The organism is Ruegeria sp. 6PALISEP08 (assembly GCF_001238295.1).
Taxonomy (GTDB): domain Bacteria; phylum Pseudomonadota; class Alphaproteobacteria; order Rhodobacterales; family Rhodobacteraceae; genus Ruegeria.
Map to the genome: position 1 here is coordinate 411048 of NZ_LGXZ01000002.1, position 14718 is coordinate 425765.

At 56.8% G+C, this 14718-nt stretch carries 12 protein-coding genes and 1 tRNA gene; 8 read left to right on the plus strand and 5 right to left on the minus strand.

Annotated features, from left to right (window positions below):
- The first annotated feature begins 25 nt into the window (after positions 1-25).
- The 7 genes from dtd to ALB80_RS05210 all read left to right on the plus strand — a co-directional run bounded on the left by dtd (position 26) and on the right by ALB80_RS05210 (position 7800).
- On the plus strand, positions 26-463 hold the full coding sequence (gene dtd / locus ALB80_RS05180; protein WP_050602942.1) for a D-aminoacyl-tRNA deacylase: 438 nt from the start codon (positions 26-28) through the stop codon (positions 461-463).
- Complete coding sequence (locus ALB80_RS05185) at positions 463-1566, plus strand: DUF4147 domain-containing protein (RefSeq protein WP_050602943.1); 1104 nt, start codon at positions 463-465, stop codon at positions 1564-1566. Before dtd ends, ALB80_RS05185 begins: the two co-directional genes overlap by 1 nt.
- 238 nt (positions 1567-1804) lie before the next feature.
- Entirely contained in the window at positions 1805-3391 is a 1587-nt protein-coding gene (locus ALB80_RS05190; RefSeq protein WP_050602944.1) for an ABC transporter substrate-binding protein, read from the plus strand.
- Positions 3392-3406: 15 nt separating this feature from the next.
- Positions 3407-4363 carry an ABC transporter permease gene (locus tag ALB80_RS05195; protein WP_050602945.1) on the plus strand — a complete coding sequence of 319 codons (957 nt, stop codon included), beginning with the start codon at positions 3407-3409 and terminating at the stop codon, positions 4361-4363.
- Complete coding sequence (locus ALB80_RS05200) at positions 4360-5175, plus strand: ABC transporter permease (protein ID WP_050602946.1); 816 nt, start codon at positions 4360-4362, stop codon at positions 5173-5175. Before ALB80_RS05195 ends, ALB80_RS05200 begins: the two co-directional genes overlap by 4 nt.
- Positions 5172-6809, plus strand: coding sequence for an ABC transporter ATP-binding protein (locus ALB80_RS05205; protein ID WP_050602947.1), 1638 nt, complete (start codon positions 5172-5174; stop codon positions 6807-6809). The genes ALB80_RS05200 and ALB80_RS05205 overlap by 4 nt, the downstream gene beginning before the upstream one ends.
- A 154-nt stretch (positions 6810-6963) precedes the next feature.
- A complete protein-coding gene (locus ALB80_RS05210) occupies positions 6964-7800 on the plus strand; it encodes an alkaline phosphatase family protein (protein ID WP_050602948.1) in 837 nt (278 codons plus the stop codon).
- 30 nt (positions 7801-7830) lie between these two features.
- On the opposite strand, the gene ALB80_RS05215 is transcribed toward ALB80_RS05210, so the two are convergent.
- The 5 genes from ALB80_RS05215 to ALB80_RS05235 all read right to left on the minus strand — a co-directional run bounded on the left by ALB80_RS05215 (position 7831) and on the right by ALB80_RS05235 (position 13815).
- On the minus strand, positions 7831-8754 hold the full coding sequence (locus ALB80_RS05215) for an alpha/beta hydrolase (protein ID WP_050602949.1): 924 nt from the start codon (positions 8752-8754) through the stop codon (positions 7831-7833).
- A 12-nt stretch (positions 8755-8766) separates the two neighbouring features.
- Positions 8767-10656, minus strand: a complete 1890-nt coding sequence (locus ALB80_RS05220) for an acyl-CoA synthetase (protein WP_050602950.1) — start codon at positions 10654-10656, stop codon at positions 8767-8769.
- Positions 10657-10815: 159 nt separating this feature from the next.
- Complete coding sequence (locus ALB80_RS05225; RefSeq protein WP_050602951.1) at positions 10816-12636, minus strand: ABC transporter transmembrane domain-containing protein; 1821 nt, start codon at positions 12634-12636, stop codon at positions 10816-10818.
- 127 nt (positions 12637-12763) lie between these two features.
- Positions 12764-12837, minus strand: a tRNA-Gly gene (locus tag ALB80_RS05230).
- A 105-nt stretch (positions 12838-12942) separates the two neighbouring features.
- Complete coding sequence (locus tag ALB80_RS05235) at positions 12943-13815, minus strand: MurR/RpiR family transcriptional regulator (protein ID WP_050602952.1); 873 nt, start codon at positions 13813-13815, stop codon at positions 12943-12945.
- A 94-nt stretch (positions 13816-13909) separates the two neighbouring features.
- On the opposite strand from ALB80_RS05235, the gene ALB80_RS05240 reads away from it, so the two are divergent.
- Entirely contained in the window at positions 13910-14704 is a 795-nt protein-coding gene (locus ALB80_RS05240; RefSeq protein WP_157054142.1) for an N-formylglutamate amidohydrolase, read from the plus strand.
- Positions 14705-14718: the final 14 nt, after the last annotated feature.

The following is a 14718-nucleotide window of genomic DNA, read 5'->3' on the forward strand; positions in this document are numbered from 1 at the left end:
CCTATCGCGTTAAGGGAGGAACCACGTGCGCGCAGTGTTGCAAAGAGTGTCACACGCCACAGTTTCGGTTGATGACACAGTCATAGGATCGTCGGGACCGGGCCTTTTGATTCTTGTTTGCGCCATGCATGGCGATGACGACATACAGGCCAGAAAGCTTGCAGAGAAAGCCGCGAAACTGCGTGTCTTCAAGGATGATGCAGGTAAAATGAATCGCTCTCTGCTGGATATTGGCGGATCAGCGCTGGTGATCAGCCAATTCACCTTGGCTGCTGATACAACAAGCGGCAACCGGCCAGGGTTTTCAACCGCAGCACCGCCGGATCAGGGCGAGCACCTGTACAAGGAATTTGCAACGCATCTTGCCGCACAAGGTGTTGCAGTGGAAACTGGGCAATTTGGGGCTGACATGGCGGTTGAACTTGTAAATGACGGCCCGGTCACGATCTGGATTGAGAACTGATGGATACAGCCAAGCGCGCTGCAGAACTTTGGCAGGCAGGGGTCGATGCGGTTGACGGATTTGCCGCCACCAAAGCCGCTCTGTCTGATGTTCCCAAGCCGGACCAGATTCTCGCGGTTGGCAAACCCGCTGCCGCCATGGCACGTGCGGCGCTGGCACAATTTGGACCGGTCCCCGCACTTGTTGTCACCAAAGACGATCATGGCCGCGACCTGCCGGAAGCGGTCGACGTCATCGAAGCCTCGCACCCGGTGCCGGACAACCGCAGCCTTGCTGGCGGGCAAGAGCTGCGATTGGCAATGGAGCGGATGCAGCCCGGATCACATGTGCTTCTGCTGGTCTCGGGCGGGGCGTCCTCATTGGCCGAGGATCTTTTGCCCGGCACTTCTCTGCGCGATCTTGAGGCGCTGAACCGTAAGCTGCTGGCCGAAGGCTTGGACATCCGCGCCATGAACGACGAGCGGCGCAAGATGTCGCGTATCAAGGGTGGCGGTTTGCTATCTCATTTCAAGGGCGCACGCGCCACCGTACTGGCAATTTCGGACGTGCCGGGGGATGATCTGAATGTCATTGGCTCGGGCATCGGCGCTTTGCCGAACAGCTACAGCTTTACTGCCACCACGCAGATCGTGGCTTCAAACGCCCATGCCCGGAATGCGGCCGCCAACGTTGCGGTCTCGGCGGGCCTTGCTGTTTTGGCCAATGACGAAGCCCTGCACGACGACTATTTGCAGGTCGCCGGGAAACTGGGGCCGATTCTGCGCGGCATGGACAACGGCGTGATGATCTTTGGTGGTGAACCAACCGTGGTTCTACCGGATCAACCGGGTCGTGGAGGGCGGAATCAGGCACTGGCGCTTGCGCTGGCAAAAGAGATCTCTGGGCAGCCCAATCTTGCTGTTGTTGTTGGCGGAACAGATGGAACAGATGGCCTGACAAATGCGGCAGGAGGAATCATATCCGGTAAAACCTGGAGCGAAACGGCGCAATCCTACCTCGACAACGCGGACAGTGGGACGTTTTTGGACAATGTGAATGCATTGTTGACCACTGGCCCTACTAGCACGAACGTGATGGACTTGGTTGTCGCAATCCGAGGATGATTTGACGCATTTCGCAAACCTGCAATCTGGAAAGCATTGACACTGTCTCAAATAAGCATGTTGTAGCTGGCTTGCGTCACTTCAGATGATCGGGATGAACAACCGAATCTTCGGTACCCGTCCATATCATTGTCTTAGATTAGCGCTTGCCCGTTGGGCTGAAATCGGCCAACATTGACTATCGCGTCAATAAAAAATGCCCAAACAGGGCAGTACTAAACGATAGGGAGAATTCTGAATGAACGATCAACTCACTCACATGGCTGGTCAAGTTACGACGGGGAAAATGACCCGCCGCGAGTTCATGGGGAAAGCCGCAGCTCTGGGTGTATCGGCAGCTATGGCCAGCACAATGTTTGCAGATGCTGCACGTGCGGCTGGCCCCAAAAAAGGCGGCGATCTGAAATTTGGTCTTCAGGGCGGCGAGTCCACCAACTCTCTGGACCCGGCGACCTATGCAAGTTCGGTTCCGTTCCAGAACGGCAAACAGTTCGGTGACCAACTGGTGGAAGTTGCGCCTGACGGCACGATCGAGCCGCGTCTGGCCGAAAGCGTTGAGGGAAGCGCGGACGCAAAGGTGTGGACGTTCAAGCTGCGTCAAGGCGTCGAGTTCCACAACGGCAAGACAATGACCAGCGAAGACGTGCTGAAAACAATGCAGCGCCACTCGAATGAAGACTCTAAATCCGGTGCCCTTGGCATCATGAAGGGCATCGAGTCGATGAAAGCTGATGGTGACAACTTTCAGGTCACTTTGACAGAGCCAAACGCTGACTTGCCATACCTGATGGCCGACTACCACCTGATCATTCAGCCCGATGGTGGAATGGACAATCCGGGGGCGGGTATTGGTACAGGTCCTTACAAACTGGAAGTGGACGAACCCGGCGTCCGTCACCTGTTCACTAAGAACGAAAACCACTGGAACAGTGATTTCGGTAACTTTGACAGTGTTGAGGTTGTTGTAATCAACGACGCAACGGCGCGCACCGCGGCTCTCCAATCTGGTCAGGTCCACGCAGTTAACCGCGTTGAACCCAAAGTTGCCGACCTGTTGGGTCGTGCACCAAACCTGACGGTTCACTCAACCGCTGGCCGTGGGCATTATGTCTTTATCATGCACTGCGATACCGCGCCGTTCGACAACAACGAACTGCGTACCGCGTTGAAATACGCCATCAACCGCGAGGAACTGGTGGACAAGGTTCTGCGCGGCTACGGCTCTGTCGGGAATGACATGCCGATTAACGCGGCCTACCCCCTGTTTGATGAGACAATCGAACAGCGAGAGTTCAGCATTGAAAAGGCGGCTGAGCACTACAAGAAGTCCGGTCATGACGGTTCGCCGATTATTCTGCGTGTCGCAGATGGCGCCTTCCCGGGAGCCGTGGACGCCGCTGCTCTGTTCCAACAGACTGCCGCGCAGGCCGGAATTCCGTTGGAAATCAAACGCGAACCCAATGATGGTTACTGGTCGGAAGTCTGGAATGTTCAGCCATTCTGTGCCTCGTACTGGGGTGGCCGTCCAGTTCAGGATCAAATGTACTCGACCGCATATCTGTCGACCGCCGACTGGAACGATACACGGTTCAAGGTTCAGGCATTCGACGACATGTTGTTCGCGGCGAAGGCCGAGTTGGACGTTGAAAAACGCAAGGGCATTTATAGCCAGATGGGTCGGATGGTCCGCGACGAAGGCGGCCTGATCTGCCCGATGTTCAACGACTTTGTCGAGGGCATCAGCAACCAGCTGGACGGCTGGGAATCTGACCCGACGCAAGAGATGATGAACGGCAACATGTCCCGCAAGATGTGGTTCGTCTAAGACGGGCCACGGATAATGCATCCCATCATCAAATTGGTTTCCCAGCGCCTCGCGCTGGGAATTCTATTGCTGTTCGGCGCTTCGGCCTTGATTTTTGGCCTGACCGAAGCCCTTCCCGGAGACGCCGCGCAAGCCGTCCTGGGGCAGTCCGCCACTCCTGAAGCGCTTGCAAACCTCCGAGAAGAAATGGGCCTGAATCGCCCGGCCCTGACCCGCTATTTTGAATGGCTGGGTGGCATTGTTCAGGGCGATCTTGGCCAATCGCTGACCAACAAGTTAGATATTTCCGAGAGCATTGGAAAACGTTTAGGTAACACGTTGTTCCTGGCCTGTGTTGCGGCGATCGTATCCGTTCCTCTTGCGATTTTTCTGGGGCTGCTGGCCGTCCGGTACCGCAATCGGTGGCCGGATAAGCTCATTTCTGCCATCACGCTGACAACAGTATCGATCCCCGAGTTTCTGATCGGCTACGTCGTGATCTATTTTATCTCGGTCAAGCTGGGATGGTTTTCATCACTTGCGATGATCAACGACTCGATGTCTTTCTGGCAAAAACTGAATGCAATCGCCCTGCCCGCTTTCGTTCTGACGCTGGTGGTCCTTGCGCAAATGATGCGCATGACACGTGCCGCGATTCTGAACCTGATGCAATCAGCGTATATCGAGACAGCCGAGCTTAAGGGCCTGAGCATGTTTCAGGTTATCGCACGGCATGCCTTTCCCAACGCAATCTCACCTATCGTGAACGTCGTCATGTTGAACCTGGCCTATCTGGTCGTTGGAGTCGTCGTGGTCGAAGTTGTGTTCGTCTATCCCGGCATGGGGCAATACCTTGTGGATGCGGTGACCAAGCGTGACGTGCCCGTCGTTCTGGCCTGCGGCGTGGTGTTTGCCGCTGTTTACATCGGCCTGAACATGGTTGCGGACGTCGTCTCGATCCTTGCCAACCCAAGACTGAGGCATCCGAAATGAAAAATATTCCTATTTCGGCTCTGATTGGCCTTATATTCACGGGCGCCTATTTCTTTGTGGCTATCGCAGCCCCGTTGATCGCGCCTTACGGGATGGCAGAAGTGGTCGGCGATGTATGGGAACCGGCCAGTGCCAAACACCTGTTGGGCACGGATAACATCGGTCGCGACCTGCTGACCCGCATGATCTATGGCGGGCGCACGACAATCTTCATTGCTGCTGCGGCGACTCTGCTCAGCTTTCTGACCGGTACCTCGCTGGGCCTGCTGGCTGCCGTTCTGGGCGGTTGGGCAGATCAAGTGCTGAGCCGGGCAGTCGACCTTGTCATGTCGATCCCTACACTGATCCTGGCGCTGGTCATTCTGGCCATCGTTCCGGTAACTGTTCCGATCCTGATCCTTGTCATGGGCCTTTTGGATGCGACGCGCCCCTATCGCCTTTCGCGATCTGTTGCCGTCGACATCAACGTGATGGACTACGTCGAAGCAGCAAAACTGCGCGGTGAGGGACGGGCTTGGATCATCTTCCGGGAAATCCTGCCGAACGCATTGTCGCCATTGGTGGCCGAGTTTGGCCTGCGGTTCATCTTCATGGTGCTGTTTATCTCAACCCTGTCCTTCCTCGGGCTCGGCGTTCAACCGCCTTTGGCCGACTGGGGTGGCATCGTGAAAGAAAACAAGGACGGCATCGTCTATGGCATTGGCGCTGCTCTGTACCCCGCTGTGGCCATCGCGACACTGGCAATCTCGGTCAACCTTGTGGCTGACTGGGTCCTGAACCGAACCACATCACTGAAAGGAGGCCGGGGATGAGTGATACCCTTCTCAAGGTCCGCGACCTCAAGATCGGTGCGACCGTCTATCCACCGGGCGAGAAACCTCAGGATATCGAAATCGTGCACGGGATCAGCTTTGACCTCGAGCGCGGCAAGGTCCTGGGGCTGATCGGTGAATCAGGTGCCGGCAAATCCACCATCGGCCTCGCCTCGATGGCCTATGGCCGTGGTGGCGTCGAAATTACCGGAGGCGAGGTTTGGGTCAACGGACGCGACATCCTGAAGTCATCGCATGGTGATATCCGCAATCTGCGCGGTGGTGAGGTTGCGTATGTCTCCCAGTCCGCCGCGGCGTCGTTCAACCCCGCCAAGAAGATCATGGATCAGGTTGTCGAGGCTGCGGTCGAGCACAAGAAGTTTTCGCGCAAAGAGGCCGAAGGCCGCGCGCGCGAATTGTTCGCCAAGCTGGGCCTGCCCGATCCTGACAATATCGGCAATCGCTATCCGCATCAGGTTTCAGGCGGTCAGCTGCAGCGCTGCATGACCGCGCTGGCGCTGTGTCCCGAACCTGATCTGGTGGTATTTGACGAACCGACCACGGCGCTGGACGTGACCACGCAGATAGACGTTCTGATGGCAATCAAGGATGCCATTCGCGACACCGGCGTTGCCGCATTGTACATCACGCACGACCTGGCCGTCGTTGCTCAGGTCAGCGACGAAATCATGGTTTTGCGGATGGGCGATACGGTCGAGTATGGCAGTACCGATCAGATCATCAACAACCCGCAGGAAGAGTATACGCAGGCGCTTGTCTCGGTCCGCTCAATCGAGCACGAAGAAAAACAGCCCACATCGGAACCGGTGCTCAGCGTCGACGGTATCACCGCGCGCTACAAAGGGCTGAACTTCGACGTGCTGCACAATGTCAACGTTGAGCTTCATCCGGGGCAGACGCTGGCAGTTGTGGGTGAGTCCGGCTCGGGCAAATCCACACTAGCACGTGTGATCACAGGTCTGCTGCCACCGCGTGATGGTGAGATCACCTTTGCCGGGCGCAAGCTCTCGCCAGACCTCAAGGGCCGCACCCGCGAGGATCTGCGCGAGTTGCAGATGATCTATCAGATGGCAGACGTGGCCATGAACCCGCGTCAGACCGTTGGCACGATCATCGGCCGTCCGCTGGAGTTCTACTTCAACATGCGCGGTGCCGAGAAGCGAAAGCGGATCATCGAACTGTTGGATGAGATCGAGTTGGGTGAAAAGTTCATCGACCGCTATCCTGCGGAACTGTCCGGAGGTCAGAAACAGCGTGTCTGTATCGCGCGGTCACTGGCGGCCAAGCCCAAGATGATCATCTGTGACGAGGTGACCTCGGCGCTGGACCCATTGGTGGCGGACGGTATCCTCAAGCTGTTGCTGGACCTGCAAAAGATCGAGGACGTGGCCTATCTGTTCATCACCCACGATCTGGCGACGGTCCGTGCGATCAGCGACAGCATTGCGGTAATGTATCAGGGGCGCGTGGCGCGCTATGGCTCAAAGAGCCAGGTGCTGAGCCCGCCGTTTGACGACTATACCGACCTTCTGCTCAGTTCGGTGCCCGAAATGCATCTGGGTTGGCTGGAAGAAGTTGTCGCCCATCGCAAGATGGAAAGCGCCGGAAACTAACACGGTTCGTGACACTCCCATGAAGATTTGAAATCCCGGCGCTTTATCTGATGACAGGCGTCGGGATTTTGCTATTGGAGGCGCAAAGTGGCAGCCCGTGGATTGCGAATCTCATAGGGTCGCCTGAAAACAATGACTCTCGAAGGGCCTCGACATGGACCGTAAGCTTCTCCTCATCATTCTGGACGGCGTCCCCTATCGCAACTTTCGCCGCCTGTTCGGTAATCTCGAAGGCTGGGTCGACAGCGGCGAGGCACGCGTTTGGAAGCTGCGCGCAGTGCTGCCGTCGATATCGGCTAGTTGTTATGCATCGATCCACACTGGTGTGACACCTCAGGAGCACGGTTGCACCGGCAACGGCAATGTTTTCCGACTGAGCCACAAGGACGTATTTAGCCAGATGCGAGAGGCCGGTGGCGTGACCGGGGCCGTTACCCACAGCTACTGGTCGCAGTTCTTCAACCGCCACCCGTTCGACTACGTGCGCGACATCGAATACGATGAACCAGAGAGCATGACCATCAACCATGGTCGTTTTTACAGCATGACCGGCTATGGCAAAGACAATCAGATGACGCCGTCTGATGTCGACCTGTATGGTACACTTACCAATCTGTGCCTGCGCTTCGGTCTGGACTACGGCATTCTGCACACCTGTACATTGGACAGCATGGGCCACCGCTTCTACCATGACTGCGAAGAGATGGACCACGCCTGTTTTGTCGCGGACGAGATGCTTGCCCCTTTCATTACCCGCTGGCGTCAACTGGGATATGAGGTCATCGTAACTGCCGATCACGGTCAGGACGAACGCGGCCATCACGGTGGGCGCGGCCCGCTGCAACAGGAAACAGCACTGTACTACTTTGGTGACGCCGAAGGGCCGGATGCAGACACCATAATCGACCAGCTGCAACTGGCCCCAACGATTCTGAAGCGCATGGGCGCACCTGTTGCCGAGACAATGAAGGGTGAAGTGTTCTTGCGGTAGGATGCGCCCACCTTCGTGGCTGCAAATGGCTTAATCGTAGGACCAGATCCCCTGCCCCAGTGCCTCGATGGCAACCGAAATACGTTCGAAGCTTTCTGCTGCGCGTTTGACCGAGGTCCGGGCGCGCAGGTAGCCGTGTACAAGGCCAGGCTCGTTGATCCAGTGCGCCTGGCCGCCCGCCGCGATAACGCGTCCGCAATAGACCTGCCCGTCATCGCGCAACGGATCGCAATCAGCGGTGATAACCACGGTTGGCGGAAGGTCAGAGAAATCACTGTCCTGCAAAGGGGCATAGGTCGGATCACCCTGCGGGTGGTCGCCTGAACACCGAACAGTTTCATAGAAAGTGATATCGTCCAGCGTCAGCAAAGGGGCGTGGGCGTGTTCAAGATACGAGCCTTGGCTACGGTCCCCTCCAAGCCCGGGATAGATCAGCACTTGCCCCAGAATGCCCTCAAGCCGTCCCCGCGTTTGATGTGCAACGGCGGCGGCCAGGTTCCCTCCGGCACTGTCCCCGGCCAAAACAAGCGGGTCTCCAAACTCAGCCGCGGCCCAATTCACAGCCGCCCAACAATCCTGAAATTGCGCCGGATGCACGTGTTCGGGGCACAGCCTGTAGTCAACCGCCACCACTCGGTAGCCGGTCTGCGCGCACAGTTCAGCGCAAACGTCATCATGGCTGTCCAGCCCGCCCACAACAAACCCGCCGCCATGAAAGTAGACGACAGTGCGTGTGGGTTGACCGGCGCTATAGATACGGACCGGAACACCATCAGCGGTCTTGTCCTGTGTTTCCACTCCCTTGGGGCGCGGTTGGCGGAAATCCTGACACATGGTGTCGTAGACGCGGCGTTGATCCTCGATTGAAAGATCAACCGCATCATCAGGATAGCTTTCAGCCGTGCGACGTATGAACGCCCAGGTTTCCTCATCAATCAGGCGTTCATAGTCCATTGTCCCTCCGGCTTACTCAGACCACTCCCACGGCTGGGTATAAGCACCCAGCACTTTTGAGACATCGTCTTCCGAAGATCCGTTCGCGTCAAGCTGCGCGACAAGGCCGCGTTTTTTATCGTCGATCACCGAGACCACCCGCGCTGCAACATCCGCAGACTCAAGTGCTCCGTTGTAGATGCGCGTGATGGCCTGCTTGCGCAGATCGGGTTTAAAGACTTTGCCCACCGCAGTTTTTGGCAACTCGTCCAGAATGGTCATATGCTTGGGCTGCGCCGCGCGCTCATGCACATGAACTTTGCAGTACTCCATCAGCTCTTTTTCCGTGACCGAGGCCCCGTCGACCAGTTCAACGAACGCACAGGGCACTTCGCCAGAATGCGCGTCGGGCTGGCCAATGGCCCCGGCAAAAGCGACAGCCTCGTGGCCCAGCAGTGCCTCTTCGATCTCGGCCGGGTCGATGTTGTGGCCGCCCCGAATGATCAGGTCCTTGGCACGACCCGTGATCCAAAGGTATCCGTCTTCGTCGAACCGCCCCAGATCACCTGTGCGCAGGTACTTTTCAAAGTAATAAAGATCTACGTTCTTGTCAGCCTCGGTGTAAGTATTGCCGGCATAGACGCCCGGGTTCGAGATGCAGATTTCACCGATTTGATCGGTGCCGCATTCGACCGGTCCATCCGGCCCACCCTGAAGAATTTTCACGTCCGTATATGGGAACGGAATGCCGATTGAGCCGATCTTTTTCTCACCGTCCACGGGATTGCACGACACAAGACAGGTGGCCTCGGTCAGGCCATAGCCTTCAACGATGGTGACGCCCGTGGCTTCTTCAAAGCGACGGAACAGTTCGACCGGCAGCGGGGCGGAGCCCGAGAAGGCCGTTTTCACGCTGGAGATATCAGCATCGACCGGACGCTGCATCTTGGCTGAAATCGCCGTAGGAACAGTTATGATAAATGTCACTTTCCAGCGTTCGATCAGCTTCCAGAAATTGTCGAAAACGCCGTCGCCACGATACCCGGCCGGTGTCGGGAAGATCACATGCGCGCCCGAGGACACCGCCGCCATCATAATCACATGTACCGCAAAGACATGGAACATGGGCAGCGGGCACATGATGACGTCATTTTCGTCAAACAACAGCGTATGACCCAGCCAGCCGTTGTAGACGAGGCCGGAATACTTGTGCTGCGCCACTTTTGGCATGCCCGTCGTGCCGCCGGTGTGGAAGTAACACGCAACGCGGTCTTCCTTACTGTCTTCGAATGTCAGCGTCGTCGGCTGCTTGGTCAGCTCTTTGTTAAAGTTCTTGTAATTCGCATGAGCCAGTTTTTCCTTGTCACCCATCTTGGGGCGCAGGAAAGGCACCAACCAGGATTTGGGCGGTGTCAGATAGCGGTTCAGGTCGATTTCCAGAATGGTGTTGACCTTGGGCGCGTGGCGAACAGCCTCTTCAACCTTCTGGGCGACATCCGTCTTTGGGAAAGATTTCAGCGTCACTACCACCTTGGCGCCGGTCTCACGCAGGATGGCCGCGATCTGTTCCGGCTCAAGCAGCGGGTTAATCGGGTTGACGATCCCTGCAACCGCGCCGCCCATCATCGTAACCAGCGTCTCGTTACAGTTAGGCAGCACATAGGCCACCACATCCTTTTCGCCAATGCCCAGCGACCGGAACAGGTTCGCCGCCTGGTTTACCTTGCCCTGCAATTGCGACCAGGTCAGAGTCTCGGCTTTGTCGGTTGGTCCCGAAAGCAGTTGAAAACTGATGGCATTGTGGTTGGGAAACTTCTCTGCCGTGCGCGACAAGAGTTGATGGAAGGTGACGGGCAGATCCCGATCCTCCCACGGCATTTCCTGTTCCATGCGCGTTTTGTCTTCCAATCCCACAAAGGCCATGTGGTTCCTCCCGTTATTTTCTCCCGCATTTGCGCGGGCTTGTTGTTCGCCTCCAAGATGAAAGTAAAACTAAGCCCGCGCAAGCGAGGGCTTAGCTGTGACAGTGGGTAAAATGTAGAATGACGCTACGGCGAATGGGTTAATGCCCGTGCGTCACTTCTATTCGGCAGCGACGCCATCGGTAAATTGCAGCCGTGCAAGCCGTGCGTACAGCCCGTCTTGAGAGACCAGATCGTCATGGCTGCCCTGCGCCACGATACGCCCTTCTTCCAATACGACGATGCGGTCGGCCTTCTTCACGGTTGCCAATCTATGCGCAACGATCAGGGTCGTGCGTCCGGCTCGCATCTGGTCCACCGCACCCTGTACTGCGCGTTCGCTTTCCGCATCCAGGGCCGAGGTTGCCTCGTCCAGCAGCAGTACTGGTGCGTCGCGCAGGATGGCACGCGCAATGGCGATACGCTGCTTCTGACCACCGGACAACATGACACCGCGTTCTCCCACAAAGCTGTTATATCCTTCAGGCAAGGCCGCAATAAAATCATGTGCGGCGGCGGTGCGAGCTGCGGCTTCAACTTCGGCGTCAGTTGCATCCAGACGACCGAAACGGATGTTTTCACGGGCCGAAGCCGCAAAGATTACTGGATCTTGCGGGACCAGCGCCATATGCGTCCGGAAATCTGCCCGCCCCAGTTCTTGCAGGTCGTGACCATCCAGCGTGACCCGGCCCGAATTGGGATCATAGAAACGCTGGATCAATTGAATGACGGTCGTCTTGCCTGCGCCGGACGGTCCGACAAAGGCCACCGTTTCACCCGGATTGACCTGCAGCGACAGATGATCCAGCGCGACGGTATCGGGCCGCGCGGGGTAACGGAAACTGACATCTTCGAACCGGATTTCACCTTTGAGGTCTTTGGGCAGGATTACGGGCTTGGCGGAATCGGTTACGGTGTCTTGGGCATTCAGAAGCTCAACCAAACGCTCAGTGGCACCAGCAGCACGCTGAATTTCACTCCAGATCTCGGACAGGGCCGCGACCGAACCTGCCATGATGATCGAATAGATCACAAACTGCACCAGCACACCTTCGGTCATCACACCGTTGCGCACGTCAATTGCACCCATCCACAGGACACCAACGATGCCAGAAAAGACCAGAAAGATCACAATGACCGTCAGGACAGCGCGGGTTTGAATGCGGCGCAATGAGACCTCATATGAAGTCTCTGTCATCTCACCAAATCGCTGGCGGCTGGCCTGCTCATGGGTAAAGGCCTGCACGGTCTGCACCGCACCCAAAGCTTCCCCGGCATTGCCGGACGACGCCGCGATCCAATCCTGATTTTCGCGGCTGATCACGCGCAGACGGCGACCCAGAACCAGAATCGGAACAATGACAATCGGGATAAGCAACAAGACCAAACCGGTCAACTTGGCCGAGGTCAACAGCATCAGCACAAGCCCACCGAAGAACAACAGCATATTGCGCAGCGCGATAGACACCGAAGACCCAAGAACCGATTGAATCAGGGTCGTATCCGTTGTGATCCGGCTGAGAACCTCACCCGTCATGATGCGTTCATAGAATTCCGGGCTCATCGCGATCACGCGATCGAAAACGGCCTTGCGAATATCAACGACCACGCGTTCACCCAAGCGCGTCACCAGAGCATATCGAATGCCAGTACCCACAGCCAAAACAGCGGCAATGACGAGTGCGGCCAGAAAGTACCAATCCAACAGCTCGCCATCCTGAATGCGAAAGTTGTCGATCACGCGCCGGACCGCCAGTGGCAGAGTCAGTGTCATGCTTGCAGTCAGAATCAACGCCAGTGTCGCGCCAATCATCAAAAGCTTGTAGGGCTTCATGAATGGCCACAGCGAGGCCAGCACCCCTATTTTCTTTGAGCGGGCCCGCTCTTCGCTGGCACCGGGTGCAGCGGCTGGTGCTGGTTTGTTGGCGGTCTGTCTTGCCATGTCGGGCCCTTATGGATTGAACGCTAGAAAGTGACAGCTTTCTTGGCCTCAGCCGCCCTTGTGGTCAAGCATCACGACAAGGATCAGCGACCCGAAAGGGCCATTTGACGCAGAAAGTTGGAGAGTTTGGAGCGGGTAGACGGAATCGAACCGACATAGCCTGCTTGGAAGGCAGGGGCTTTACCATTAAGCTATACCCGCAAATGGTTTGCGTTGGTTAAGTCATGCACCCGGGCGCGTCAAGCAGGAAGTGGCAAATTTTGTGCCTCCGTTTTTGCACCACAGCGCTTGGTCAGATTCGCCCGATCAATCCTGATTGCGGAATATCCGGGTCGACGAAAAAAACTGCTCCAGTTCCTCGATCCGCTCCTTGCTTTCCTCCCATCGCGCCTCCTGCACTTCGGCAATCAGGGTTTCGGAAATCAGTTGCAGTGCTATCGTCGAATCCCAGCTTGAAGGGGCCTCGACCAAAGCGTGGAAGGTGTAATTGGCGGCCTTTCCGATCGGTGAGCCCCATTGATCCGTAAACAAAACAACCGTCACGCCGCGGCTCGAAGCGACTTGCGCCAGTTTTTCCAAATGCGCTTCGTACCGGCGGATGTCGAAGATCACCAGAACAGAGGACGCGTCCATATCCAGAAGGTATTGCGGCCACACATTGGCCGAATTGCCCAGCATCGTCACATTGGGCCGGATGATCTGCATGTGATTGAACAGGTAATCCGCGTTGGATCGGGTGATACGGCCACCCACCACATAGAGATGCCGATCCGTCTCGGCCAACAGCTGGGCAACGGTGTCAAACATCCCTTTGTCCAGACGCTCCAGGGTGTGGCGCATGTTTGTCCATACGGCTTGCGCAAAGCGGGTTGTCGGGTGTTCGGCCTCGTCATCGACGACCCAGGCATCCCGTTTCGAGATCGGTTTCTTGATCTGCGCAGCCACTTCTTCGCGCAGCGCATCCTGCAAATCCGGAAACCCATCGAATCCCAGTTTGCGCGCCATGCGAATAACCGTCGGCGTCGAGACCTGAGCCGCAGCCGCCAGCTTGGTGATCGATTGCAACCCTGCCATCGGATAGTCCTGTAACAGGATTGATGCCAACTGGCGCTCTGATCGGGTCAGTTCGTCCAGTTCATCCTGAATCCGCTGTTTGACGAGCTTCACAACGGTGGCCATCGATGCCCTCTCTTCTTAAATTTGTTACAGAGTATTCTCGTTTGTAATTTTGTCTACAGTAATTTTCTTGACAGGTGGGAAATTGCTGTAACAAATGCTACCTATGCTTCACGAGACCGAGTCATCACTGCTACAACCGACAGAAGCCCCGGCCGCCCGAGTGCTTAATGCACAAGGCCGCGCGCCTGCGGTTTTGGTGTGCGAACATGCCAGCCGTTTCATCCCGGCTGCTTTGAACGGTCTGGGTCTGGATGAGGATGCAGCACGGTCTCATGCGGCATGGGACATCGGCGCATTAGAGCTTTCGGTTGAGTTGATGGGAGCGCTGGACGCACCATTGGTGCATTCCCGTGTCAGTCGCCTTGTCTACGACTGCAACCGTCCACCGGAACGCGAAGATGCGATGCCGCAACTTAGCGAAGTGTTCTCGGTTCCCGGCAACGCAAACCTGACTGCGGCCCAGCGTGACCAGCGGGTTCATGATGTGTACGAACCGTTCCGGCAGTTGCTGTCATCCACACTGGACGCGAGAAGCGAACCGCCGGTTGTCGTCACCATTCACAGCTTCACTCCGGTCTACAAAGGACAGAGAAGGACGGTGGAACTGGGCATTCTGCACGACGAAGACAACCGTGCGGCCCAGATCATGCTGCAACAGGCGCAGGGGTCCGGGCTGCGCGTTGCGCTGAACGAGCCGTATTCGGCGACTGACGGCGTCACGCATACGTTGCGGGAACATGCGATCAAACGCGGGCTTCCGAACGTCATGATCGAGGTTCGCAATGACCTGATCGACACACCAAAAGGCGTGAACCGCATGGCAGGTCTGCTGGCGCCGATCCTGAAATCGGTCATCACCGCCCTTCCAGGCACAGGCGTAAAATCATGAGAAAACGGGTGTCG